The organism is Asanoa sp. WMMD1127, from assembly GCF_029626225.1.
GTDB lineage: Bacteria > Actinomycetota > Actinomycetes > Mycobacteriales > Micromonosporaceae > Asanoa.
The window spans coordinates 2,976,754-3,000,485 of record NZ_JARUBP010000001.1 but is presented as its reverse complement, the minus strand read 5'-3'; the positions used below and the strand labels follow the sequence as shown (position 1 = coordinate 3,000,485).

General features: G+C 74.0%; 20 protein-coding genes. 11 read left to right on the top strand and 9 right to left on the bottom strand.

The features are described 5' to 3' along the window. The first annotated feature begins 67 nt into the window (after positions 1-67). Both O7635_RS14350 and O7635_RS14345 read left to right on the top strand, forming a co-directional pair. A complete protein-coding gene (locus O7635_RS14350) occupies positions 68-943 on the top strand; it encodes an SDR family NAD(P)-dependent oxidoreductase (RefSeq protein ID WP_278080913.1) in 876 nt (291 codons plus the stop codon). A 65-nt stretch (positions 944-1,008) separates the two neighbouring features. Beyond that, the gene (locus tag O7635_RS14345; RefSeq protein WP_278080912.1) at positions 1,009-1,719 is read left to right on the top strand and encodes an ATP-binding protein; all 711 of its coding nucleotides are present in this window, start codon (positions 1,009-1,011) and stop codon (positions 1,717-1,719) included. On the opposite strand, the gene O7635_RS14340 is transcribed toward O7635_RS14345, so the two are convergent. Beyond that, positions 1,707-2,864, bottom strand: coding sequence for a SigB/SigF/SigG family RNA polymerase sigma factor (locus O7635_RS14340; RefSeq protein WP_278080911.1), 1,158 nt, complete (start codon positions 2,862-2,864; stop codon positions 1,707-1,709). The two genes, O7635_RS14345 and O7635_RS14340, sit on opposite strands and share 13 nt — an antisense overlap. A 256-nt stretch (positions 2,865-3,120) precedes the next feature. Here O7635_RS14340 and O7635_RS14335 point away from each other — a divergent pair, with 256 nt between their 5' ends. Then, positions 3,121-3,720, top strand: coding sequence for a DUF5709 domain-containing protein (locus O7635_RS14335; protein WP_278080910.1), 600 nt, complete (start codon positions 3,121-3,123; stop codon positions 3,718-3,720). Between the two features lie 9 nt (positions 3,721-3,729). Here the strand turns inward: O7635_RS14335 and O7635_RS14330 are convergent, their stop codons facing one another. The 3 genes from O7635_RS14330 to O7635_RS14320 are packed head-to-tail and all read right to left on the bottom strand — an operon-like array spanning position 3,730 to position 7,944. Then, the gene (locus tag O7635_RS14330; RefSeq protein WP_278080909.1) at positions 3,730-4,368 is read right to left on the bottom strand and encodes a response regulator transcription factor; all 639 of its coding nucleotides are present in this window, start codon (positions 4,366-4,368) and stop codon (positions 3,730-3,732) included. A gap of 9 nt (positions 4,369-4,377) precedes the next feature. Further along, the gene (locus O7635_RS14325; RefSeq protein ID WP_278080908.1) at positions 4,378-5,661 is read right to left on the bottom strand and encodes a DUF5931 domain-containing protein; all 1,284 of its coding nucleotides are present in this window, start codon (positions 5,659-5,661) and stop codon (positions 4,378-4,380) included. 18 nt (positions 5,662-5,679) lie between these two features. Continuing rightward, positions 5,680-7,944, bottom strand: a complete 2,265-nt coding sequence (locus O7635_RS14320) for a SpoIIE family protein phosphatase (protein ID WP_278080907.1) — start codon at positions 7,942-7,944, stop codon at positions 5,680-5,682. 146 nt (positions 7,945-8,090) lie between these two features. On the opposite strand from O7635_RS14320, the gene O7635_RS14315 reads away from it, so the two are divergent. Together O7635_RS14315 and O7635_RS14310 are read left to right on the top strand one after the other, a co-directional pair. After that, complete coding sequence (locus O7635_RS14315) at positions 8,091-8,570, top strand: ATP-binding protein (protein ID WP_278080906.1); 480 nt, start codon at positions 8,091-8,093, stop codon at positions 8,568-8,570. A 2-nt stretch (positions 8,571-8,572) separates the two neighbouring features. Next, positions 8,573-8,944, top strand: a complete 372-nt coding sequence (locus tag O7635_RS14310) for an STAS domain-containing protein (RefSeq protein WP_278085477.1) — start codon at positions 8,573-8,575, stop codon at positions 8,942-8,944. Here O7635_RS14310 and O7635_RS14305 read toward each other — a convergent pair. Both O7635_RS14305 and O7635_RS14300 read right to left on the bottom strand, forming a co-directional pair. After that, complete coding sequence (locus O7635_RS14305) at positions 8,929-9,450, bottom strand: SsgA family sporulation/cell division regulator (protein WP_278080905.1); 522 nt, start codon at positions 9,448-9,450, stop codon at positions 8,929-8,931. The genes O7635_RS14310 and O7635_RS14305 overlap by 16 nt on opposite strands. Before the next feature lie 167 nt (positions 9,451-9,617). Beyond that, entirely contained in the window at positions 9,618-10,214 is a 597-nt protein-coding gene (locus O7635_RS14300) for a LysE family transporter (protein WP_278080904.1), read from the bottom strand. A 71-nt stretch (positions 10,215-10,285) separates the two neighbouring features. Between O7635_RS14300 and O7635_RS14295 the strand changes: the two genes are divergently transcribed. Both O7635_RS14295 and O7635_RS14290 read left to right on the top strand, forming a co-directional pair. Continuing rightward, positions 10,286-11,164, top strand: a complete 879-nt coding sequence (locus tag O7635_RS14295; protein WP_278080903.1) for a LysR family transcriptional regulator ArgP — start codon at positions 10,286-10,288, stop codon at positions 11,162-11,164. Between the two features lie 505 nt (positions 11,165-11,669). Further along, positions 11,670-12,632: a hypothetical protein gene (locus tag O7635_RS14290; RefSeq protein ID WP_278080902.1), complete on the top strand. Its 963-nt coding sequence runs from the start codon at positions 11,670-11,672 to the stop codon at positions 12,630-12,632. Here O7635_RS14290 and O7635_RS14285 read toward each other — a convergent pair. Next, positions 12,629-13,564, bottom strand: a complete 936-nt coding sequence (locus O7635_RS14285) for a ribose-phosphate pyrophosphokinase (protein ID WP_278080901.1) — start codon at positions 13,562-13,564, stop codon at positions 12,629-12,631. The two genes, O7635_RS14290 and O7635_RS14285, sit on opposite strands and share 4 nt — an antisense overlap. A gap of 47 nt (positions 13,565-13,611) precedes the next feature. On the opposite strand from O7635_RS14285, the gene glpK reads away from it, so the two are divergent. Next, positions 13,612-15,069, top strand: a complete 1,458-nt coding sequence (gene glpK, locus O7635_RS14280) for a glycerol kinase GlpK (protein WP_278080900.1) — start codon at positions 13,612-13,614, stop codon at positions 15,067-15,069. A gap of 8 nt (positions 15,070-15,077) precedes the next feature. On the opposite strand, the gene O7635_RS14275 is transcribed toward glpK, so the two are convergent. Continuing rightward, the gene (locus tag O7635_RS14275; RefSeq protein ID WP_278080899.1) at positions 15,078-15,908 is read right to left on the bottom strand and encodes a phosphoribosylaminoimidazolesuccinocarboxamide synthase; all 831 of its coding nucleotides are present in this window, start codon (positions 15,906-15,908) and stop codon (positions 15,078-15,080) included. 87 nt (positions 15,909-15,995) lie between these two features. On the opposite strand from O7635_RS14275, the gene O7635_RS14270 reads away from it, so the two are divergent. Further along, the gene (locus O7635_RS14270; RefSeq protein ID WP_278080898.1) at positions 15,996-17,276 is read left to right on the top strand and encodes an ABC transporter substrate-binding protein; all 1,281 of its coding nucleotides are present in this window, start codon (positions 15,996-15,998) and stop codon (positions 17,274-17,276) included. A gap of 4 nt (positions 17,277-17,280) precedes the next feature. Here the strand turns inward: O7635_RS14270 and O7635_RS14265 are convergent, their stop codons facing one another. Beyond that, positions 17,281-17,529 carry a hypothetical protein gene (locus O7635_RS14265; RefSeq protein WP_278080897.1) on the bottom strand — a complete coding sequence of 83 codons (249 nt, stop codon included), beginning with the start codon at positions 17,527-17,529 and terminating at the stop codon, positions 17,281-17,283. A 115-nt stretch (positions 17,530-17,644) separates the two neighbouring features. On the opposite strand from O7635_RS14265, the gene O7635_RS14260 reads away from it, so the two are divergent. Both O7635_RS14260 and O7635_RS14255 read left to right on the top strand, forming a co-directional pair. Beyond that, positions 17,645-20,668, top strand: coding sequence for an FtsX-like permease family protein (locus O7635_RS14260; RefSeq protein ID WP_278080896.1), 3,024 nt, complete (start codon positions 17,645-17,647; stop codon positions 20,666-20,668). Then, positions 20,665-23,724, top strand: coding sequence for a hypothetical protein (locus tag O7635_RS14255; protein WP_278080895.1), 3,060 nt, complete (start codon positions 20,665-20,667; stop codon positions 23,722-23,724). The genes O7635_RS14260 and O7635_RS14255 overlap by 4 nt, the downstream gene beginning before the upstream one ends. Positions 23,725-23,732: the final 8 nt, after the last annotated feature.

Genomic DNA, 23,732 nt, shown 5'->3' with positions numbered 1-23,732 from the left:
TCGAGCGGGCCGGGGTCGGGGCAAACCGGTCCGCATGGAGCCGCCCCGGACGGGGTATCGGACCTGCATGGCGCTTACCCGCCCGCTCAGCGAAGCCGTCGTCGTGATCACCGGTGCCTCCAGTGGCACCGGCGCGGCGACCGCGCTGGAGCTGGCGCGCAGCGGCGGGACGGTGGTGCTCGCCGCCCGGGGTGAGCCGGCGCTGGACGCGGTCGCCGAACGCTGCCGGGCGTTCGGTGGCGAGGCGGCGGTGGTGCCCACCGACGTGACCGACCCGGTCGCGGTGGAGCGCCTCGCCGAGACGGCCGTCGCAGTTTTCGGCCGTCTCGACGGTTGGGTCAACAACGCGGCGACGGGCGCGGTGGGGCTGTTCGAGGAGATCCCGTTGGCCCAGCTCCGCCGGGTCATCGAGGTCAACCTGCTGGGCGCGGCGTACGGGATGCGGGCCGCGCTGCCCCACCTGCGCGCGGGCGGCGGCGGCGTGCTGGTCAACAACGCGTCCGCGCTGGCCGCCATCGCGATGCCGTACCAGTCGATCTACAACGCCGCCAAGCAGGGCGTCCGCGGCCTCGCCGACACCGTGCGCCAGGAGCTGCGGGTCACCGGCGAGCGGCGGATCGCCATCTGCACGGTCCTGCCCGCCGGCACGTCGGCGCCGCTTCGGCGCTACGCCGCCGGCCGGCGCATCGCGCCGCCACCGCCGGTCCAGCCGCCGGAGGTGGCGGCCCACACCATCGTGCGGCTGCTGACCCGGCCACGGCGCGAGGCGTACGCCGGTGGCGCGGCCGCCCTGCTCCGGTTCACCTGGCGCCCGGCCCCGATCCAGATCGCCGACCGGCGTGCCGCGACGTTGCGGGTGTCCGCGATGCTCGGGCTGGCCGCCGGCACCGCCGCGGGCACCATCGCCGCCGTCACCAGGCACGCACGGAGCCGGCGATGGTGACAGAAACTCGTCACTGCCCACGTGCGGCGCGAACGGACGTCCCCGACATGCACAATGGAGCGATCATGCCGACCGACGTGCATTTTCTGGTGGCCGCCGACGATCCCTATGCGATCGTCCGACTCCAGGGCGTGCTCGACCCGACGTCGGCCGAGGCGCTGCGTGGCGCCTTGCTGTCCGTCGTAGCCGACCGCACACCGGCGGTGATCCAGGTGACCGGGATGCGGATCGACGATCCGACCGTGCTGTCGACGTTCGGCGAGGTGGCCCGGGAGACCGCGGACTGGCCCGCCGGGCACCCGGCGATCAGCGTGCCCCAGGCGTTCGCCGATCCCTGGCGCGCCGTGGGTTTCCGGCTCGCGGACCACGCCGACCGGCTGTCCGCCGACGACCTGCTCCGCGCCGACCTGGAGCCGCTCACGGGAGCCGCCCGCCGGGCCCGGGAGCTGGTCACCGAGGCGTGCGCGCGCTGGGAGCTGCCGGCCGTGGCCGGTCCGGCCTGCATCGTGGTCACCGAGCTGGTCAACAACGTGGTCGCGCACGCCCACACGGCGATGACGGTGCTGGTGGGCCGGGGCGTCGACGGCGACCATCTGCACCTGTCGGTCCGCGACTGGTCGACGGCGCTGCCCGTCTACGCCGGCCCGGTGCCGACCACGTCGTACGGCGGCCGCGGGCTGCTGTTGATCGAGTCCGTGGCCCTGCGCTGGGGCGTCACCGACCTGCCCGACGGCAAGGTCGTCTGGTCCGTGGTCGCGCCCGACTACGACGACTGATCGTGCGGCGCCGTCATGATCGGCGCCAGCCCGGCCACCCGCAGCGTGCGCCGCACGTAGACCTGCATGTCACCGATCCGCAGCCGGACGCCGGCCGACCGCGCGGCCTCGTAGCCGGTCAGCAGGGCCGACACCCCGGCCGCGTCGATGATCGGCACCGCGGCGAGACTGATCGCCACCTCACCCGACTCCCCGTGCCCGGCCGCCACCTCGACGGCCTCCAGCAGCGCGGCGCGCAGGGGTTCGGCGGTGTCCCGGTCGACCTCGCCGCTGACGTCCAGCCGGACGAGGCCGCCCTGTTCGTGACGGCGCACGGAGATCTCGTGGTGGTCGCCGGGCGCGACGCCGGCCTGCCACTGCCGGGGCGCGTCGCTGAGCATCGCCTCGCGCAGCCAGGCCAGAGCCCGGGACAGCAGGCGGGACACGTGCATCTGCGAGATGCCCAGCTCGGTGGCGATCTCCGTCTGCGTCTTGTTGCCGTAGAACCGCAGCGCCAGGATGCGCCGCTCGCGCTCGGGCAGCCGGCACAGCAGGCTGGCCACGGTCAGCCGGTCGTCGACGGCCTCCAGGCCCACGTCGGCGCCGCCGATCAGGTCGCCGAGCTCCGCCTCGCTCTCGGCCCGCGCGGGCATGTTCAACGACAGCGGCGTGTACGCGGCCGCCGTCTCGAGCGCCGCCAGCACGTCCTCCTCGTCGACCCGGAGCCGCTCGGCCAGCTCGGCGACGGTGGGCGAGCGGCGCAGCTTGGCCGTCATCTCGGTGGACGCCCGGTTGACCTCGATGCTGAGCTCCTGCATCCGCCGGGGCACGTGGACGCCCCAGGTGCGGTCCCGGAAATGCCGGCGCAGCTCACCGATGATGGTGGCCGCGGCGAAGCCGGTGAAAGCCCCTCGTTGGGGGTCAAAACGGTCGACAGCCTTCAGCAGTCCCAGCCGGGCGACCTGTTCCAGATCGTCCATCGGTTCACCCCGGCCCCGGTAGCGCCTCGCCAACCTTCCGGCGAACGGCATCGCCGAGCGGACGAGCCGTTCCCGCGCCTCCTGCCGTGCATCATCTCCCGCACGGTGGGCATAAGACATGGCGACCGCGTCGAGGGCCGGCAGGTCGAGCTCACCGGTAGCGGACGCACCGCTGTGAAGGGTCATCGCGCAGCCTCCTCGTTCGCCTCGCCACCGCCCTGGTGGGGCGGGGAGAGTCGGCACCGGTTGTGGAATGTGCTGGCTGATGCCCGCGTCATGAGCACCCCGGAGACCGCCGCCGTGGGGCCGTCCCCTCAACGCGACCATACGTCGGGCCGCGCGCGCGGAGCAATGAAAACCGAACGTATTAGTTGCTTCGAGGCATCCATCACAACGTCGATCTCCGGGTTGTCCCGGGCCGGACGGGGGTAGAAGGGCCGGTATGCGCCGCGAAGACGAGTACCCAGAGCCCTGGTCGGATCCGGAGGGTGAAGGCCTGCCCGGCACCGCCGACGACGACTCGACCGCCTATGACGACGTGGAGACCGGGCGCGAGGCCGACGGCGCGGACCCGGCGGCCCTGCCGGTCGAGTCGCCCCTGGCCGTCGACCGCTTCGGCACGACCGCGGAGGAGGCCGAGCAGGGCGAGTCGCTGGACTACAAGCTGGCCCGCGAGAACTTCGACGAGCAGGTCGACGACCCACTGGCCACACCCGGCGACGAGAAGATCCGCGACGAGGAGGACCTGGGCACCGAGCGGGCCCAGGCACAGCTCGACGCCGACGTGCTCGACGACGGGCCGACCAGCGACCCCAACTCCGAGGTGTCCGTCTACGACAACGACGGCCTCGACCTCGACACCGGCGGGCGGCCCATAGGGCGTCTGGTCGACCCGGCCCAATATGCGGGCGAGGACGAGCCCGAGGGCGCACTCTTCGACGACGAGGGTGACTCGATCGCGCAGGACGCCGGCGCGGCCGGTGGCGGCGCCAGCGCCGAGGAGCTGGCCATGCACGAGACCGAGGAGCCGCCGTACGAGTGAGGGCTCGTCTCAGTCGAGCCCTTGCTCGATGGCGTAGCGGGTCAGCTCGACCCTGTTGTGCAGCTGCAGCTTGCCGAGCGTGTTCTGGACGTGGTTCTGCACCGTGCGGTGCGAGACGCCCAGCCGCTCGGCGATCTGCTTGTAGGACAGTCCCTTGGCGACGAGCCGCAGCACCTCGGTCTCGCGCTCGGTCAACGCGGGCGCGTCCCGGGCCGGCTCCGGCGCGGCCGCCAGCCGGCGGTACTCGCCCAGCACCAGCCCGGCGAGGCCCGGCGTGAATACGGCCTCACCGGCGGCGGTGCGGGCGACCGCGGCCAGGAACTCGTCGGGCGCCGCTGACTTGACCAGGTAGCCGGTCGCGCCCGCCTTCACCGCGTCGAGCACGCTCTGCTGTTCGCCGCTGGCCGACAGCATCAGCACCCGCACCTCGGGCAGCGCCGCGCGCAGGCCGTGGATGACCTCGACACCGGAGACGTCCGGCAGCTGCAGGTCGAGCACCACCACATCAGGCCGGGTCGCGCCGGCGATCCGGACCGCCTGCCGCCCCTCCCCCGTCGTCGCCACCACGTCGTAGCCGGCCTCCGCGAGGTCCCGCGCGACACCGGTGCGCCACATCGGATGGTCGTCGACCACCATCACCCGGATCATGCGGACAGCCTAGGGTCCGTCCGGCGGATCAGGGTGGTGCTCCGGCGAGGTCCAGGCGGCGTCCGGGCGTGCGTGGGGAGGGGGCGGATACCGGTGTTGTATCTGCCCCCTCCCCACGTGCGGTCGGGCGCCGCCTGGGCCCGCCGGAGTGCCGGCATGATCCGCCGGACGGACCCTGGGGATCCGGAGCTCGATCTCGGTGCCCTGGTTCGGGGCGGAGTGGATGCGGACGGTGCCGCCGAGGTCGGTGACCCGGCCGCGGATCGCCTGCGCGACGCCCAGCCGCCCCTCGCGTTCCGCCGCCGCCAGCCGGCCGGGTGCGATGCCCACGCCGTCGTCCCGGACGGTCACGGTCACGGAGTCCGGCTCGTCTTCGACCAGCACGAAGACCCGGGCGGTGGCGCCCGCGTGCCGAGCGGCGTTGTCGAGCGCCGCGCCGACGGCGGCGGCGACCTGCGTGGCCACCTCCACCGGCAGCGACACGGCCGTCGCGGGCGCGGCCACGGAGACCACGTCACTGGCGTACGCGGACAGCAGCGCGCCCAGGTCGACGGCGCCGCTGGCCGACGGTGGCGGCGCGCCCGTGGCGATCAGCCGGCGCAGCGCGGCCTCCTGCTCGCCCGCGAGCCGGGCCAGCTCGCCGGCTTCACCGTCGAGGCTGGCGCCCCGCCGTCGGACCAGGGCGAGCACCTGGAGCACCGAGTCGTGGATGTCCCGGGCCAGCCGTTCCCGCTCCCGGGTGGCCGCCTCGAGCTCGACCGCCCGCTGCAGCCGCTCCTCCGCGACCGCGGCCAGCCGGGTGAGGTGCCCGACGCCGACGGCGGCCAGCAGCATCAGGCTCGTGCCGGTGACCGACGCCTGGTTGAGCCGCGGCCGGACGGCGATGTCGGCGAGCCCGATCAGCAGGGCGGCCAGGATGCCCAGCCGGCGCCCGCCGGCCACCGCCCAGGCCAGCACGGGCGCCGCCAACCAGGCCACCGCCAGCCCCGGCGTGCCCGCGCCGAGTGCCGCCGGGCCGATCACCCACTCGGCCGAGAGCAGCACGGCCGCGGTGACCGCGAGATCGGTGATCAGCAGGGGCCAGTGACGCCGTTCCGGGCGGGCGAACAGCACGCTCGCCGCGATCGTCCAGCCGATCAGCACCACGACCACCGGGATCGCCGCCAGCGGCCGCTCGTAGTCGCTGACGTTGCCGGCGATCAGCGCCAGCGCGAAGGCCAGCGAGGCGAACCGGAACACCACGAGCGCGCGCCAGAGCGGGCCCTGCAGCCCGCCGGCCGTCGCGGTTCTCACGCGGTTCTCACCCGGTTCTCACGATGGGCGCAGACGCAGGGCGACGACGCAGGTGTCGTCGCCGGGGTTGGCCGGCTGCAGGCGCGCGATCAGCCGGTCGATCGGCAGCGCGGCGGTGTCGGCGACGGTGCGCAGCAGCGGGCCGAGCCAGTCGCTGTCGTAGCCGCCGCGGCGCTCGATCAGGCCGTCGGTGTAGAGCAGCACCGTGTCCCCCTCGGCCAGCGTCGTCGTGACGGTGTCGTACGTGCTGTCGGGCCGCGCGCCGACGATCATCCCGGCCGGGCGGGTGAGCGCCGACGCGGTGCCGTCGGAGACCAGGATCGGCGGTGGGTGGCCGGCCTGGGCCCAGGTCAGCTGGCGCGTCTCCGGGTCGAAGTGTGCCACCACGACGGTCGCCGTGGGTTCCGCGGCGTCGTCGTGCACGATCCGGTTGAGATAGCGCAGGAGCTCGCCGGGCTCGGTGCTGGTGACCGCGAGGGCCGCCACCGAGTGCCGCAGCCGGGCCATGGTGGCGGCCGCCGCGATGCCGTGCCCCGCGACGTCGCCGACCGCGACCAGGCTGCGGCCGTCGGGCAGCTCGACCACGTCGTACCAGTCGCCGCCGACCCGGCTCGTCACCTCGGCCGGCAGGTAGCGGACCGCGACGTCGAGCCCGGGCAGGCGCAGCACGCCGGTCGGGATCGGCAGGATGATCTGCTGCAGCGCGACCACGAGCCGATGCTCGTTCTGCTGGCTGCGCAGGCGGTCGGCCAGCTCGGCCTCGACGTCGACGAGCCGGGCCCGGTCGCGCGCGGCGGCCTCTCGCGCCGACACGTCCTGCACGATGCCGTAGACCTTGAGCACCCGGCCGGTCCGGTCGCGGACGGTCTCGAACCGGGCGCGCACATGCCGCTCCTCGCCGCCGACCAGGATGCGGTAGTGCAGGTCGGCGGACTGGCCGTCCTCGAAGACCCGGGCCAGCCGCGGCGCGATCCGGGGCGCGTCCTGCGGGTGCAGCTGCCCGGCCGCCTCCTCGAGCGTCGGCGGGCCGCTCTCCGGGTCGCGCCGGAAGATCGCGTAGAGGCCCTCGGACCAGTAGACCGTGCCGGTGCTCAGGTCCCACTCGCCGTAGCCGAGCCGGCCGAGCCGCTCGGTCTGCGCGATCCGGGCGGCCAGCCGGCGCTCCTCGTCGTGCCGCGACCAGGTGAGCAGCACGCCGCCGCCGAACCGGGAGATCCGCACGGTGAACACGGCGGTCTCGATGCCGGGCACCTGCGGGGTGTACGTGAACGGGCCCACCTCCCGCGGCCGGCCGGACTCCAGCACCTGGCTCAGCGAGTGCCACAGCTCGGTGCCGACGACGGTGCGGTAGCGGGTGGCGATGCTGCTGCCGACCAGCTCCCGCCCGCGCAGGCCGGCCACGTCGGTGGCCTCGGGGCTGGCCGCGACCAGCACCCAGTCGACGATGTCGCCCGCCGCGTCCCGAATCGGCACGGAGACGCCGACCTGGCCCGGCATCGCGTCGAGCATCTCCTGCGCGTCGGTGATCCAGCCGGCCTGGTGCGGGTGGGCCCGCAGCCGCTCGGTGATCTCGCCGGCGACGGTGTCGACGACCTGGCTCACCGTCTCGCGGACCGGCGGCGGGAACTGCTGCTGCTTGACGAAGAACGCGACCACGACGGCCGCGGCGGCCGCGCCTCCCACGGGCACCACCGCGCGGGACGGCCACTCCGCGCCGGGTCCGCCCACCAACAGGTAGTGCGGCGGTGTCGCGGTGCGGTCGGGCAGGAACAACGGCTCCCGGGTACGCGCGACGTAGCCGGCCTCCGTGGGCGGGTGCGCGGGCACGCGGCTCCAGGCGTCGACCACGGCCGGTGGGACGCCGGCCGCGCCCACGAGCTGGAGGGAGGAGTCGGGCTCGACGGCGTACACGGCGACCGCGTCGGCGCCCACCTCGTGCGCCAGCCGCTGCTGGAGAACGCCGGCCAGGTCGGCCAGGGGTTCGCGGCCCGGCGCGGCCAGCGCCCGCGCGGCCATCGCGGCCGCCTCCGCGGCGGCGGCGCTGGCCATCCGGCGCACCTGGTCGAACGGTGCCGGGGTGCTCGGGGCCGGGGCCCGCGCGCTGTCGAGCACGGCGGCGGCGGCCTCGGTCTCGGAGACGCCGGAGCCGTCGGCGAGCGCGCGCAGCCGCTCCCTCGCCTCTCCCGGTGAACACTCCAGTCGCTCCGCCAACACCGCCACCGCGGCGTCGATCAGGGCGGCCAGCGGGCCGTCCGCTCCGGGGGCCATCCGGTTGTCCGGCACGCTCCCGACGATCCCACAGACCCGGCCGTCGTGGCGCGCCCTTGCGACGCGCGCCACCAGGGCCGGCCTGGCTGGGGCGGATGCGGGTCCGGTCGGCAGGACGTAGTGTGATGAAGAGCCACCAACTCGCACTTCCGAGGCGGCACATGACCGACGACGGGCACCCTCGGCCGGAGGCGGTCGTTTCCGCCACCGGCCGGTTGCTGCTCGCTGAGACGTTCGCCCGGGGCGAGGTGACGGGGCTGCGGCATGCGCTCTCCGCCTGCGCCGAGTCCGCCGGCCTGCGCGAGCAGCGCCTCGACGATTTCGTGCTCGCGGTCAACGAGCTGATCACCAACGCGGTGCGGCACGGCGGTGGCGCCGGCCAGCTGCGGCTGTGGCACGCCGGGGCGGCGCTCGTGTGCGAGGTCTCCGACGGTGGCGGCGGCATCGGGGCCCAGCGGCTCGACAATCACCAGCGGCCGTCGCCGAGCACGGCCGGCGGTTGGGGGTTGTGGCTGGCCGAGCAGCTCAGCGACACCATGGAGGTCACCACCGGCCCGACCGGCACCACCGTGCGCATCACCACCGCTCTGGGCGACGGCGTCGGAAGCGCGGTGTCCGGTGGTGCGGAGCGCGCGAAGTGAGCATGGATCCGGCGCCCCGGCAGGCCGCCGGGGGCCCGCGGATCGAGGAGACCGACAGCGCGCCGTTGCTGATCTTCAGCGAGCCGGCCGGCGATCTGGTGCGGGTGCGGCTCGCGGGCGAGCTCGACATGTCGACCGCGCCGGAGCTGTTGGAACGGATCACCGCGCTGGCGGCCGGCGGCACACCACGGCTGCTGGTGGAGTTGGGCGCGCTGCGGTTCTGTGACTCGGCGGGACTGACCGTGTTCGTCCGCGGCGACCGGCGTTGTGCGGAGGCCGGCGGTTGGCTCCGGCTGACCGGCGCGAACGGGCACGTGGCCCGGGTGATCGAGATCGCCGGGGTGGGCGACGCCCTGGACTATCGGCCGTCCTGATCGTGATCGGGGTCCGCCTGCTCGGGTAGCTCAGGTAGTAGCTGCCCGCTCAGCCACGCGTCGGCGTCGATGTCGAGCCGATCCGACTCGCGCCCGCGCGGCACCTGCGCGTAGGTGTCGTCGAGGAACGCCGCGACCGTCGACCGCGGCGCCTCCAGCAGCGCCTGGCCGTCGGGCGAGCTCAGGGCCAGCGCGACCGCGTCGCCGGAGGTCGTGCGCCACGGCCAGATCCGCACGTCGCCCAGGCCACTCGGCTCGTCGAGGCCCGACGCGAGCAGCTCGCGCGCGAACGACCAGCAGACCGCCTCGCGACGGCGGCGGTCGAGGAAGAAGCGGACCTGCACCGCATAGGGATCGCCGGGGTCGTAGTGCAGGCCGCAGCGCACCGGGATGCCCGTGGCGTCCGGCGCCAGCAGGCGCACCACCGTCTCCACCGCGACCGCGGCCGGCCGCCGCGACTGTTCTCCGCCCGGTCCGTCGACCGCCGGAACCGGCTCGCGCTCCATGGCCGTCCCCCTCTCACCCGGTCGTGCACCCCACCGATCGGTGGCTCACCCGATCGTGTTGCGTGAATGGTGCCGTGTGTCAAGAGGGTGGGGTCGCACACCGCGTGCGCGCAACCCATGGATTCTCGGTCCCGTTGGAGGGACCGTCGCGGATGGACCCCACCAGGTCAGGCGAGAACCAGCCCGACGGCGATCGCGACCATGATGGCGGCGACCGTGCCGTCGAGGACGCGCCAGGCGGCCGGGCGGGCCAGCACCGGCGCGAGCTTGCGCGCACCGCCGCCCAGCGCGGCGAACCAGACCGCGCTCGCCGCCGCGGCGCCGGCCGCGAAGACCCAGCGGTAGTCGTGCTGGCTGGCGACCGCGCCGAGCAGCAGCACGGTGTCGAGGTAGACGTGCGGGTTGAGGTAGGTGAAGGCGAGGCAGGCGACCAGGGTGGCGCGCAGCGTGGCCGGGCCGGCCGCACCGGGCCGCAGCGCGGCGGGCCGCAGCGCCCGGCGCGCGGCCAGCACCGCGTAGCTCAGCAGGAACGCGGCCCCGCACCACTTGGCGACCTGCAGGAGCACCGGCCGGTCCGCGATCGCGGTGCCGAGGCCGGCCACGCCCAGCGCGATCAGCAAGGCGTCGGAGACGGCGCAGGTGATCACCACCGCCCACACGTGCTCGCGGCGCAGCCCCTGGCGCAGCACGAACGCGTTCTGGGCCCCGATCGCCGCGATGAGCGCGATCGAGTTGGCGAAGCCGGCGAGCACGGAGGTGAGCATGGCCAAACGGTAGGTGGGGCGGGCGGCGTACTCCAGCTCAGGTTTTTCATGCTTGTTTAGAATTTCTCATCATGGCGCTGGACTCGACGCAACTCGCGACGTTCGCCGCGGTGGTCGACGAGGGCAGCTTCGAGGCCGCGGCGCGGGTCCTGCACGTCACCCCGTCCGCGGTCAGCCAACGGATCAAGGCGCTGGAGCAGGCGGTGGGCCAGGTGGTGCTGCGCCGGGCCAAACCCTGCCGCGCCACGACGGCCGGCCGCCCGCTGCTCCGGCTCGCGGGCCAGATCGCGGTCCTGGAACGCGAGGCCCTGGCCGCGGCGGGCCGACCCGACGCACCGTGGTCCCGCGCCGCGATCGTGGTCAACGCCGACTCGCTGGCCACCTGGTTCCTGCCCGCGCTGGTCGGCGCCGGGGACCGGATCCTGTTCGACGTACGCGAGGACGACCAGGACCACACCGCGGAGCTGTTGCGGGACGGGGCGGTGATGGCCGCGGTCACCGCCCAACGCGAGGCGGTGCAGGGGTGTCGCGCGGAACGCCTGGGCGCGATGCGCTACGTCGCCACGGCCGCGCCGGCGGTCGCCGAGCGCTGGTTCCCGTCGGGCGGCACCGCGACCGAGTTCGCGGCGGCCCCGATGCTGGTCCTCGACCGGAAGGACCGGCTGCAACACCGCTTCCTGCGCCTGTTGACGCCGCGCCCGCCGGACCCGCCAACCCACTACGTCCCGTCGGCGTGGGGCTTCACGGAAGCCATCCGCCTGGGCGTCGGCTGGGGCCTGATGCCGGAACAACTCGCCGAGCCCGACCTGGCCGCAGGCCGCGTGGTCCGCCTGGCCGGGGCCCACCACCTCGACGTGCCGCTCTACTGGCAACACTGGAAGCTCGACTCCACGGTCCTCGGACTATTGACGCGTGCCGTCCGCTCGGCCGCCGCGGCCGCATTGCGCTAATGGTCGTCGGCCGAACCGTCCCGGCTTCGGCCCGCGGACTTTCGAATCCGAATTGTGCGCAGCGCTCCAATCGCAGCTCCCGCGACAGCTCCGATCGTAGTAATTGCCACGACGGCCACCGGCCCGACGGACGCCGGAAAAGCCGCGACCCCCAAGAGGGTCAGCAGAACACCGATGATCGCGCCGGCGGCAGTCTTGAAAACAAGCTGACCCGGATCCTGCCCTACAGCGCGGTCCGCATCGGCCGAATTGCGCGTTGGAGGCACAGAACGTCACCCGACCCTTCCCCTCATCGCCGCCCTGTCGTGAAGGCGGCGGGCTACATCCGTTTTCCCATACCGGCGGGTGGGTCACGAACACGACCGCCCCCCGGTGTGTGAAGTTGGATTCACGCCTCGTGAAGTGCGGTCACGACTCGGCGCTTGCCGCCGTGAATACGATGAGCCCTGTGCGAACAGACGACGCAGACCAGTGGCCAGGCGTCCCGTGCACGGAACCTGGCTGGGTGTTCACCGTTGACAACGAGACGTTCGAAGTGCGTCGGACGATCTCTCGGTTCTCGCTCAGCACGACACGGAGGTTGACCAATGGCGGCGCTCCGCTCGATGGTCAGGAACGCATGACCGAGATGATCAAAGCCGCGCGATCCGTTGCCGCACACGCCAGAGTGATCGAGCGGGAGCTGGTCCACGAGGCTCGCGCCCGCGGCGTCTCCCTGAAGGAGATCCGTACGGCTCTGGGCATGAGCGAGTCGGCCTTCAGCAACTATCTCGCGAGGAACCCGCTGGCTGAGGAACGGAAGGAACAACTGGCGCAGGAACTGGAGGCACTTCGGCTGCTCGAATACGCGTGGTCGGAGGATCCGCCGGACGACGATGAACCGCCAGAAGGCTTTCTCCGCTATGGCGTCGAGAAAATGATCCAGGCTTACAGCCGATTCTCGGACGGCTTGGAAGCATGGGTCGGCCAGGAAGGAGAAACGGCGGCGAGCCTTATCCAGGCGGGCCAGGACAGCCTCCGGAATTGCTTGGAAAGCCTGTTTGACCCGCGGGTCAAGATTGCGATCGAGGCCCACTCCCCGCGCACTTCGTTCAGCCGTCCGGATATCAACCACGAAGTGGAGAACCCTGCTGCGCTCTACGCCACGTGCATGGTCTTCCGCGTCTCGATGGCCGTGCTGACGGGCCTGGAAGCACTCAAAGCCTCGGAGAAGTTCCTCGAGACCGAAGATCCGCGGGAACTCCAGACGATGGCCAACTTGATCGCGAAGGCGACAGAACACCTCGGTCGGGCAGTACAGGCCTACGACCGGCCCGAAACCATGCTCATGTGGGAGAGTCTGGTCTCGAAACTGCGCAAGGAAGCACCGTGGTTGCTTCCTTCCGAGACCCTCACCAAGGCGCAGCTGAAGAGCTTGATGAGCCGTCGGGGTCTGCCTGCCTCGGACGACGAAGAGGTGCCCGACTAAGCGAACAGGGCGCTGACCGACTCTCCGTTGTGGATGCGGCGCATGGCTTCGGCGAGGGCCGGCGCCACCGACAGGACCGTGAGCTGCGGGATGCGTTTCTCCACCGGGATCGGGACCGTGTTGGTGCAGACGATCTCGCGGACGCCCTCCAGGGCCGCCAGGCGGTCCAAGGCGTCGTCGGCGAAGAGGCCGTGGGTGCAGACCAGGCGGATCGAGCGGGCCTTGAGCTGGTGGAGGTGGTCGACGAGCTCGATGACCGTGCTGCCTTTGGCGATCTCGTCGTCCAGGACGATCACGTCGCGGTCGGTGACGTCGCCGATGACCGCGCTGATGCGGACCTGGTCCTGGAAGCGTTGTTTGGCGCCTGCGGCCACCGGGGTGCCCAGCATGCGGGCGAACGCCGCCGCCTCCTTCGCGTTGCCGAGGTCCGGCGAGACCACGACCGTCTCGCGCAGGTCCTCGCCGCGGAAGTGGGCCGCGAGCTCGCGCAGCGCGTGCAGGTGGTCGACGGGGACGCTGAAGAAGCCGTGCACCTGCGGTGAGTGCAGGGTCATCGCCAGGACGCGGTGGGCGCCGGCCGAGACGAGAAGGTCCGCGACGAGGCGGGCGCCGATCGAGATGCGGGGAGCGTCCTTCTTGTCCGATCGGGCGTACGCGAAGTGCGGCAGCACCACCGTGATCCGCCCGGCCGAGGCGCCGCGGGCCGCGTCGATCATGAAGAGCAGCTCGACCAGGTTCTCCTGGGTCGGCGCGACGATCGGCTGGATGAGGAAGACGTCGCGCTCCCGGCAGTTGGCCTGGAGCTGCACCTCCAGGCAGTCGTTGGCGAACCGGGAGATCCGGGTCGGCCGCAGCGGCACGCCCAGGTGTTCACAGATGTCGGCGGCCAGTTCCGGATGGGCCCCACCGCTGAAGACCGCGATCTCGCGCACGAATTCGATCCTATTCGGGCGCTCGGGAGCCCGGCACAATGGCCGGCATGCCCTACGTCGCCGCGATCGATCAAGGCACCACCTCGTCCCGGTGCATCGTCTTCGACGCCGACGGGGGCATCGCCGCCGTCGCCCGGCGTGAGCACCGCCAGCGTTATCCCCGGCCCGGGTGGGTCGAGCACGACGCGGCCGAGATCTGGGCCAACGTGCGGGCCGTGGTGGACGAGGCGGTGGCCGGTTACGACATCGCCGCGCTCGGCATCACCAACCAGCGCGAGACCACCGTCGTCTGGGACCGGGCCACCGGCGAGCCCGTGCATCACGCGATCGTGTGGCAGGACACCCGGACCGAACCGATCCTGCGTACGCTGGCCGACCGCGAAGCCGACATCAAGAAGATCACCGGGCTGCCCCTGGCCACCTACTTCGCGGGGCCGAAGCTGCGCTGGCTGCTCGACAACGTCGACGGGCTGCGGGCTCGAGCGCAGCGCGGCGAGGTGCTGTTCGGCACCGTCGACAGCTGGCTGATCTGGAACCTCACCGGCCGGCACGTCACCGACGTGACCAACGCCGGCCGCACCCTCCTGATGGACCTGCGCACCCTCGACTGGAGCCCCGACCTGCTCGACGCGCTGGGCATCCCGGCCGCGATGCTGCCCGAGATCCGGCCGTCCGCGGAGGTCTACGGCCCGGCCCGGGGTGGGCGGGTCGACGGCGTCCCGGTGGCCGGCGCGCTCGGCGACCAGCAGGCGGCACTGTTCGGCCAGGCCTGCTTCCAGCCGGGCGAGGGCAAGTGCACCTACGGCACCGGCAGCTTCCTGCTCGTCAACACCGGCGCGACCCCGGTGGTGTCGCGCCACGGGCTACTCACCACGGTCGGCTACCAGGTCGGGGACAACCCACCGGCGTACGCCCTGGAAGGCGCCATCGCCGTCACCGGCGCGCTGGTGCAGTGGCTGCGCGACAACCTGGGCCTGATCGGCAGCGCCGACGAGATCGAGGCGCTGGCGGCGTCGGTCGACGACAACGGCGGCTGCTACATCGTCCCGGCCTTCTCGGGCCTCTTCGCGCCGCACTGGCGTGGCGACGCGCGGGGCGTGATCGCCGGGCTGACCGGCTACATCACCAAGGCGCACCTGGCCCGGGCCGCCCTGGAGGCGAGCGCCTGGCAGACCCGCGAGGTGGTCGAGGCGATGGACGCCGACACCGACGTGGCCCTGCGCCGCCTGCGGGTCGACGGCGGGATGACGGTCAACAACCTGCTCATGCAGTGCCTGTCCGACGTGCTCGACCTGCCGGTGGTGCGCCCTCGGGTCACCGAGACCACGTGCCTCGGCGCGGCGTACGCGGCCGGCCTGGCCGTAGGTTTCTGGCCCGACCTCGACGCGCTGCGCGCCCACTGGCAGCCCGACCAGGAGTGGCAGCCCGCCGTCGACCAGGCGCGGCGCGAGCGGGAGTGGACCCAGTGGCGCAAGGCCGTAGCCCGCACGCTGGACTGGGAGTGACGAGCGACCTACCAGGACTCGCCGGTGAGCCGTTCGTAGATGTCGATGTAGCGGGCCCGGGTGACCGCGACGACGTCGTCCGGCACCGGGGGCGGCGGTGACTTCTTGTCCCAGCCGGCGTCGGTCGCCCAGTCGCGGACGAACTGCTTGTCGAACGAGAACTGCACCCGCCCGGGCTGGTAGTCGTCGGCCGGCCAGAACCGCGACGAGTCCGGGGTGAGCACCTCGTCGGCCAGCACCAGCGCGCCGTCCGGCGCCCGGCCGATCTCGATCTTGGTGTCGGCGATCAGCACGCCCCGCTCGGCCGCGAGCTCCGCGCCGCGCGTGTAGACCGCCAGCGTGATGTCCCGGATCGCCTCGGCCGTCTCCTGGCCGACCTCGGCGATCACCCGGTCGAAGGAGATCGGCTCGTCGTGCGCGCCGGCCGGGGCCTTCGTCGACGGCGTGAACACCGGCTCGGGCAGCTTGGCCGCCTCGACCAGGCCCGGCTCGAGCGCGACGCCGGAGACGGTGCCCGTGCGGTCGTACTCCTGCTTGCCCCCGCCGGTGAGGTAGCCCCGGGCGACGCACTCGACCGGCAGCATGTCGAGGCGGCGGACCCGGATCGCCCGCCCGGCGAACTCGGCCGGCACGTCGGTCGCCGAGATCACGTGGTTGGGCACGATGCCCGCGAGCTGGTCGAACCACCACAGCGAGAGCCGGGTGAGGATCGCGCCCTTGTCGGGGATCGGGGTGGGCAGGATGACGTCGTAGATGGACAGCCGGTCCGACGCGACCAGCACGAGTTCGTCGCCGTCGGCGTAGACGTCACGGACCTTGCCCTGGTGCACCAGCTCCACGGATTCAGTAGATCACGGGCGGTTGACACCCCGTCGGTACGGGCTGTCTAGTTGACGATCCAGTAACTTACGCGCGAGGAGGGGTGCGTGCGCAGGCGGATCGAGCTGGCTCTGCCGCGCCGGCGGGCGATGGCCCTGCTCGTCGCCGCCACGCTGCTGGTCGCCGGCTGCTCGGGGGGCCGGACGGACGAGTCCACCGGTCCGGTGACGCTGTCGGTGTTCTGGTGGGGCGACGAGGGCCGGGCGGAGCGCACCGAGGCGGCGCTCAAGCTCTACACGACCCGGCACCCGGGCACCACCTTCAAGATCACTTGGCAGGGCGCGTCCGGCTACTACGACCGGCTGTCGACCCAGGCCGTCGGCGGCAACGCGCCTGACCTGTTCCAGATCGACGACAGCCGGCTGGTCGACTACGCGGGCCGCGGGCTGCTGCTCGACCTGACCGCGCCGGTCGCCGAGAACCGGATCGACGTGACCACGTTCCCGCCAGGGCTGGCCAACTACGGCACGGTCGGCGGCAAGGTGGTCGCGGTGGCCTCGGGCGCCGAGACGGCCGCGATGATCTACAACCGGAGCCGGGTGAAGCAGCTCGGCGTGGCCGAGCCGAAGAACGGCATGACCTATCCGCAGCTGTTCGCCTGGGCCGCCGACGTCGACCGGCGCAGCGGCGGCGACGTCGCCGGCCTGGCCGACGCCTCCGGTGACCTGGACGCCTACTGGATGTGGCTGCGGGCGCAGGGCAAGGAGCTCTACCGGGCGGGCGCTCCGGGCTTCGCGGCGGGCGACACCGCCCGCTGGTTCGCCATGTGGCAGGAGGCGCGCTGGGACGACGCCATCTCCGGGCCCGGCAAGCCGACGGGCGAACGCGCCCTGACGCAGGGCACGGCCGTGGCCGCGTTCGGCCGGTCGGGCCAGCTGGCGGCCTGGCAGCAGCACGTCGACGACGACGATCTGGCGCTGGTTGCCTGCCCGGGCGACGCCCGCGCGCAGTGGGCGCGGGCGAGTTACTACTGGGCCGGCTACCGCGGCACGCGCGACCCCGCGGCCGTCGCCGACGTCATCGACTTCCTGGTCAACGACCCGCAGGCCGCCCGGCTGCTCGGCGACGACCGGGGCTTCGCGCCCAACCTCGAGCTGCGCGAGACCAACGGCGCCGACCTGGCCGAGGGGGCGGCCCGCACGGCCCACGAGTTCGAGAACGCGATGGCCGACCGGATCGGCCCGTCGCCGGCGCCGCCACCGCCGGGCCACGCCCGCCTGCGCGAGCTGCTGGCCGCGGCGGCCGCGACGGTGGCGACGGAGAAATACAGCCCCGAGGACGCCGCGGCGGAGTTCTCCCGCGCGGCGGCCACGGCGCTGGCTAGCTAGCCGGCTAACGGCGCTTGCGGTTGCGGCTGACCAGCACGACCGCCAGCACGATGCCGCCGACCACGACGAGGCAGCAGAGCAGACCGGCGACACCGAAGAAGCCGACGCCGCCCCGGCGACCGCGGCGGGCCGCCTCGATCACCTCGTAGCCGCCGGAGGTGCTGGCCCAGGCGACCGCGGGGACGAAGACCGCGAGGCTCACGGTGGTCAGGACGGCGCCAACACGGGCGAACCATTTTCGGACGAGTTCCATGCAGCCATCCTGGGGGGCCCGCGCAAGTTCCGCGAGTGTGACAACCTCTGCGCACGGTGGCGGCGTCCACCAAAGGTGCCCGCGCGCCGCCGCCGGGCTGGGGACAGGAGCGGGGATGTTCGGGCTGATCCTGCGTGCGCTGGCCAGCCGGCGTGCCCCGGCGGTCACGCTGTTCCTGCTGACCGTGCTCTCCGCCGGCGCCGCGGCCGCCGCGCCGCAATACATCGCCGCGACCACCCGCGACCTGGCCTCCGCGGCCGCGGAGGCGGCGCCGGTCAGCTCCCGATCGGTGACCATGCGGCGCGCGGTCGACCAGCGCGACCTGCGACCCGACGCGGTCAGCCAGGCCGAGCGCGACGTCGACGAGACGCTCGGCCTCCCGGCGCTGAGCATCCACGGCACCTTCCTGGTCAACGGCTCGATCGTGCGCGGCGGCCGGAGCACCAACGTGCTGCTCGTCCACCGCACCGGGTTCTGCGAGCAGGTCGTCCTCGACGGCGCCTGCCCGAGCCGGCCCGGCGAGGTGGCGGTCGACGAGGCCACCGCCCGGCAGTTCGCCGTCGAGCCCGGCGGCACGCTCGCCTACACGCCCGGCTACGAGAAGACTCCCGTCACCGTCACCGCGGTCTACCGGATCGCCGATCCCTACGCCGACTACTGGGCCGGCGCCCGCCTGCTCGACTCCGGCGGCCAGCAGCCCGGGCCGCTGCTCACCACACCCGAGACCATCGTGGCCGCCCGGCCACAGACCAGCACGCTGATCGTCGACGCGGTGGGCGGCCGCGAGCTGTTCGCCCACACGGCTCCCCTGGCGGTGCGCGACCAGATCGTCCGGGCCACCCCGGTGCTCGGCGCGCGGGGCTACGAGCCGGAGACGGCGCTGCGGGTGCTCGCGGTGACCATCTACAACAGCCAGCTCGACATCGTGTACGCGGTGCCGATCAGCCTGGTCGAGCTGCTCGCGTTCTGCTGGATCGCGCTGTTCCTGGCGGTGCGCCACGGCGCGCTCGAACGCCACCGCGACATCGGCCTGCTCAAGCTGCGCGGCGCCGGCCGGGCCCGGATGCTCGCGCTGACCCTGGGCCAGAGCGCGGTGCCGATGCTCGCCGGCGGGCTGGTCGGCCTGCTCGCGGTCATCCCACTGCGGGCCGGGGCGGGCATCGCGAAGACGTCACCCGCGACCACCGACCTCCTCTCGGTCGCGGCCGCGACGGTCACGGTGGTCGGCGCCATCGCGGCCGCCGCGATCGCCGAGCGCCGGGCCCTGGCCGCGCCCGTGGCCCTGCTGATGCGCGCGGTGCCGCCCCGGCACACGGGCTGGCGCTACGGCGCGGTCGAGGGCGTGCTGGTCATCCTCGCCCTCGCCGGTGCCTACGAGGCCTGGTCCTATGCCAGCCGCGAACCGGCCCAGGCCGAGGGGGCCGTGCAGCAGAGCACCTGGCTCGCCCTGCTCGCCCCGGCACTGCTCGCCCTCGCGCTGGGCGTGGTGCTGGCCCGGGTGGTCCCGCCGGTGGCGGCGCAGGTGGCCCGGCGGGCGCTGCGGGCGGGCCGGCTCGGCCTCGCGTTCACGGCCACCGAGCTCGCCCGCCGCCCGGCCGTGCCCCGGCTGACGGCACTGCTGACCGCGGCGGTCACCCTGTTCTGCGTCGCGGTGACCACATCGGACACCAGTCACCGGTCCGGGCAGGAGCGGGCGGCCACCGAGGTGGGCGCCGACCGGGTACTGATGGTGACCGCGCCGAGCCGGGCCAAGCTGCTCGCGGCGACCCGGGCGGTCGACCCGGAGGGCCGGTTCGCGATGGCCGTCGTCGCCTCCCCCCGCCTCGGCGTGCTGGCGGTCGACGCGACGCGGTTGGCCGCCGTCGCCCGATGGCGCGGTGACTACGGCGGCGCCGACGCCGCGGCGGTGGCCGCCCGGTTGCGCCCGGCCGCACCCGCGCCGCTGACCGTGACCGGCGCCGACCTGACCCTGACCGCCGCCGCCCAGCGCGGCAGCGCCACCGTCGAAGCCACCTTCCAGGCCACCGACGGTTCGACCGTCACCGTCGACTTCGGCACGGTGGCCGGCGCCACCAGGGACTACGAGCGCGAAGCACCGGGCTGCGCCGAGGGCTGCCGGCTCGTCTCGTTCGGGGTCACCGGCACGGGCGTGGTGGCCGAACCCCCGGCCGCCGGGTCGACGCCGCCGGAATATCCGGCCCCGGACGCGGTGCTGTTCGCCGCGTTGCGCGGCGCCGGCGGAGGCATCGACACCGCGGCGTTCGCCGACCGGTCCCGCTGGCGCACCGGCGTCGGCGCCGGTCCGGCGCCCGCGACGGTGTCCGTGACGCCCGACGGCCTCGTGGTCACGCCGGGGCCGCCGGCCGGCAGCGACCCGCTCGTCTTCGTCGACGACAACCCGGACCGGCTGCCCGCCGTCGCCGCCGGCACCCGGACCAACGAGTTCGCCGCCTCCGACCCGCACGTGATCGCCTTCCCGGGCAGCGCGGTTCCGGTCGACGTCGCCGGTGCCGCCCGCACGCTGCCCCTCGTCGGTCGCGACGCGGTGCTGGTCGACCTGGAGACCGCCGACCTGATGGCCGCCGACCTCGGCGGTGGCGAGTCCCTCCAGGTGTGGGCGACCGGCGCGGCGCCCGCCGACCTGGCCGACCGGCTCGCCGCGCACGGCGTGGCGACCTTCGGCGGCGGCACCATCGCGAAGCTGACCGAGCGCTACGCGCAGCAGGCCCCGCCCTCGACCATCCGCTTCCAGCTGTTCGCCGCCGCACTGATGGTGCTGCTCTCGGCCGGCGCGCTCGGCGTCATCGTGGCGGTCGAGCGCCGCCCGCGCACCGGCGAGCTCGCCGCGCTGCGCCGGCAGGGACTGACCACCCGCACCGCGCGACGGGCGCTGTTCGGCGGCTACCTGATCGTGGCCGCCGTCGCGCTGGTCGCGGGTGTGCTCGCCGCGCTGCCCGCCCGCACCGTGCTGGCGGCGCCGCTGTCGGCCTTCCCCGACGGCTGGGACGTGCTGCCGGCACCGGCCGCGGTGCGACCCGGTCCGCTGTTGCTCGCCGCGGCCGCTGCCGCTCTGGTCTTCGCCCTGGTCGTGGCGCTGGCATCGGGCCGGCCGCGCCGCGGCGGTGGGGAGCCGACATGATCGCCGTGATCGTCGACCTGCTCCGGGCGGCCCGCGGGCGCACCGGCGTGCTGTTGCTGCTCGGCATGCTGCCGGTGGCCGCGGCGGTGGCGGGGCCGGCCTACACGGCGGCCGCGCAGCGGTCCATCGTGGAGAACGAGGTGGCCGCCGCCACACCGCAGGAGCGGTTGTTGAGCTTCGCGCCCCCGAATGACACCGACGCCGCGGCGGCCGGCGACGCGTTCGAGCGGCTCGGCGGCAACACGTTCGCCACCCCGGGCTTCGACGTCGTCTTCGGCGCCTCCTTCGACATCGCACCGCGTACGCCCGAGATCGCTTGGAAGCTGGCCTACCGCGACGGCGTCTGCGAACACGTGACGTTGGACGCCGGTCGGTGCCCCGCCGGCCGGGGCGAGGTGATGATCGGCGCGCACAGCGCGGACCAGCTGGGCGTCCGGGTCGGCGACGCGGTCTCGTTCCGCCAGTCCGTCTTCCAGCCGGTCGAAGGCGCCAACATGCTCGTCCGGCTCGGCGACGCGGTGCCGCTCTCGATCGTCGGGGTCTACCGGCCGGTCGACCCGATCGCCGCCTACTGGGGCCCGGTGCCGCCGTTCCCGCCCGGGCTGTTCACCGACCCGCAGGTGATCCGCAACGCGACCAACGGGCAGGTCGGCGTCGAGCCGGTCTACACGTCGCGGGCCACCGCCGGGCTCTTCACCGTCGACCCGGCCGAGGCACCCGAGGCGATGTCCTACGACCTGGTCGCCGACCCGGCCCGGCTGACCGTCGACTGGGTCGACGGGTACCCGGCCGAGCTGGACGGGTTGCGGGCCAAGGCGTCCGAGTTCGACGCGAGCTTCGTCTTCGGCACCGACCAGCTGATCGCGCGGATCCAGGCCAGCCGGTCGGCGGTGGGCTCGCTGGTCCCCTGGCTGGCCGTGGCGGTCGTCCCGCTGTGCTGGTTCGTGATCTTCCTGGCCGCCGCCTCCGGTGCCGAGCAGCGGCGCACCGAGCTGGGCCAGGTGGCGGTGCGCGGCCTGCCGGTGCCGCACCGCTGGTGGCTGGCCGCCGGCCCGGACGCGGTGGCCGTGGTGGCCGGCGCGCCCCTGGGCTGGTTGGCCGGCCAGTTCGTCGGCGCGTACGCGGTGCCCGGCGGCGACGTCGACCTCGGTCTCGGCGCGTGGCGCTTCGCGCTCGTGGCGGTCGCCGGCGCGGTGCTGGCGGTTGCGCTCGCCTACCGCGCCGTGGTCACCGGCCGGGCCATCGACCTGCTGCGCAAGGTGACGCGCCCGGGCGGGGCGTGGCGGTCGGTGACCGTCGACGCGATGGTGGTCGCGTTGGCGGCGTTCACGGTCGTCGAGGCACGCAGCGGGGCCGCACCCGTCGAAGGCGGGCCCGCCACCCTCGCGCCGGTCCTGGTCATCCTGGCCGGCGCGCTGCTCGCCGGCCGCCTGCTCGCGCCCGCCGCCCGCCGGTCCGGCCGGCGCGCCCTGACCGCCGGCCGGCTGCCCGGCGCGCTGGCGGGCATCGAGCTGTCCCGCCGCGCGGCGCCCCGGCGCGCGGTCACGCTGGCCGTGCTCGGCGCGGCCCTGCTCTGCTTCACGGTCCTCGCGGTCGACGCGGGCGATGCCGCCCGGGCGCGGCGGGCCGGCATCGAGCTCGGCGCCGACCGGGTGTTCGACGTCAACCTGGTCAGCGGCGGCACCCTGCGGTCAGCGGTACGCGCGGCCGACCCGGACGGCCGCTGGGCGATGGCCGCGGTCCTCATTCCCGCGACCGGTTCGGGCCCGCCGACGGCCGCGGTCGACACGGAACGGCTCGTGACGGTCGCACCGCCCGGCTCCCTGCCCGCCGACGCGCTCGGCCGGCTCCGCCCGCCGGTCGCACCGTCCGTGCTGGTGACCGGCAACCGGATCCAGGTCGACGCGACCATGGAGATGCCCACCTGGGATCCCGCGCGGGACACATACCGGGAGGGTGCCGAGCCCGAGCTGTGGGCCGTCGTGCAGCCGCCCGGTGAGGGCGAGCGCACGGTGGCCCTCGGCGACGTCCAGTTCGGACGGCACCGCTACACCGGCAACCTGCCGTCGTGCCGCACCGGATGCCGGCTCGTCGCCGTCGAGATCGAGCGGGTGCCGGCGACGATGCGGCTGACCGTGCACGAGGTCGGCCAGCTCGGGCCGGACCAGGTGGTCGCCGGCGGCGAGGTGCTGGCCGACCCGGCGCGCTGGCGGGCGTCGACCGAGGACAACGCCACCGTGACCGCCCCGAGGCTGACCGCCGGTGCGGCCGGCCTCACCGTCGAGATGGCCGCCGGCAACGCGCCGCAACGGCTGGTGGTGGCCGACGTCCCCGAGGTGCTGCCGATCCTGCGGACCACCTCGGCCATCGCCCGCGAGACCGACACCGGTTGGGCGGTCGTGTCGCCCGGGCGCACCCGCCCGGCGCCGGCGACCGCGGTCGGCGCCGAGTCGACGCTGCCCGGTGTCGGCGCCTCGGGTCTGCTCGTCGACCTGGACTATCTCGACCGGGCGGCGCCGATGTTGGCCGGCGGCGCCCCGCAGGTCTGGATCGGCCCCGACGCGCCGGCCGACGCCGACCGCCGGCTGGCCGAGGCGGGCCTGACCGTGCTGGCCACCCACGCGGTGGGCGAGCTGGCCGACCACGCCGACCGCTCCGGCGCCGCCCTGGCCGCCCGCTACGAGCTCGTCACCGGCGGCTTCGCGGTGTTGCTCGTGCTGCTCGGCCTCGCCCTGGTCGCGGCGACCGAGCGGGCGGCCCGGTCGGCCCGCGGCCGGGTGCTGCGGGCGCAGGGCATCGCCGCGCCCGCGCTGCGCGCCGCCGCCCGCCGGGTCGACCTGTGGCCCGTCGTGTTCGGCGTGGTCGCGGGTCCGCTGCTCGCCGTCGCGGCCTGGGCGGTCGCCGGGCTGGCCACTCCCGTCTTCCTGGACGACGCGTGGCCGTTGGCGATGCCGGTCCTCCCGGACCCGCTCGCGCTCGCGGTGGCGTGGGCGGCCTGCGCGGTGCTGCCGCTGGCGCTGGCGGTGTTCCGGCGGCGGCGCTCCGCGCCGTTCTGACAGGTCGG

What these genes read in the sequence shown, in the direction of transcription:
- O7635_RS14350 (WP_278080913.1), top strand. Translation starts at nt 68, where the DNA reads ATGGCGCTTACCCGCCCGCTCAGCGAAGCCGTCGTCGTGATCACCGGT.
- O7635_RS14345 (WP_278080912.1), top strand. Translation starts at nt 1,009, where the DNA reads ATGCCGACCGACGTGCATTTTCTGGTGGCCGCCGACGATCCCTATGCG.
- O7635_RS14340 (WP_278080911.1), bottom strand. Translation starts at nt 2,864, where the DNA reads ATGACCCTTCACAGCGGTGCGTCCGCTACCGGTGAGCTCGACCTGCCG.
- O7635_RS14335 (WP_278080910.1), top strand. Translation starts at nt 3,121, where the DNA reads ATGCGCCGCGAAGACGAGTACCCAGAGCCCTGGTCGGATCCGGAGGGT.
- O7635_RS14330 (WP_278080909.1), bottom strand. Translation starts at nt 4,368, where the DNA reads ATGATCCGGGTGATGGTGGTCGACGACCATCCGATGTGGCGCACCGGT.
- O7635_RS14315 (WP_278080906.1), top strand. Translation starts at nt 8,091, where the DNA reads ATGACCGACGACGGGCACCCTCGGCCGGAGGCGGTCGTTTCCGCCACC.
- O7635_RS14310 (WP_278085477.1), top strand. Translation starts at nt 8,573, where the DNA reads ATGGATCCGGCGCCCCGGCAGGCCGCCGGGGGCCCGCGGATCGAGGAG.
- O7635_RS14305 (WP_278080905.1), bottom strand. Translation starts at nt 9,450, where the DNA reads ATGGAGCGCGAGCCGGTTCCGGCGGTCGACGGACCGGGCGGAGAACAG.
- O7635_RS14300 (WP_278080904.1), bottom strand. Translation starts at nt 10,214, where the DNA reads ATGCTCACCTCCGTGCTCGCCGGCTTCGCCAACTCGATCGCGCTCATC.
- O7635_RS14295 (WP_278080903.1), top strand. Translation starts at nt 10,286, where the DNA reads ATGGCGCTGGACTCGACGCAACTCGCGACGTTCGCCGCGGTGGTCGAC.
- glpK (WP_278080900.1), top strand. Translation starts at nt 13,612, where the DNA reads ATGCCCTACGTCGCCGCGATCGATCAAGGCACCACCTCGTCCCGGTGC.
- O7635_RS14265 (WP_278080897.1), bottom strand. Translation starts at nt 17,529, where the DNA reads ATGGAACTCGTCCGAAAATGGTTCGCCCGTGTTGGCGCCGTCCTGACC.
- O7635_RS14260 (WP_278080896.1), top strand. Translation starts at nt 17,645, where the DNA reads ATGTTCGGGCTGATCCTGCGTGCGCTGGCCAGCCGGCGTGCCCCGGCG.
- O7635_RS14255 (WP_278080895.1), top strand. Translation starts at nt 20,665, where the DNA reads ATGATCGCCGTGATCGTCGACCTGCTCCGGGCGGCCCGCGGGCGCACC.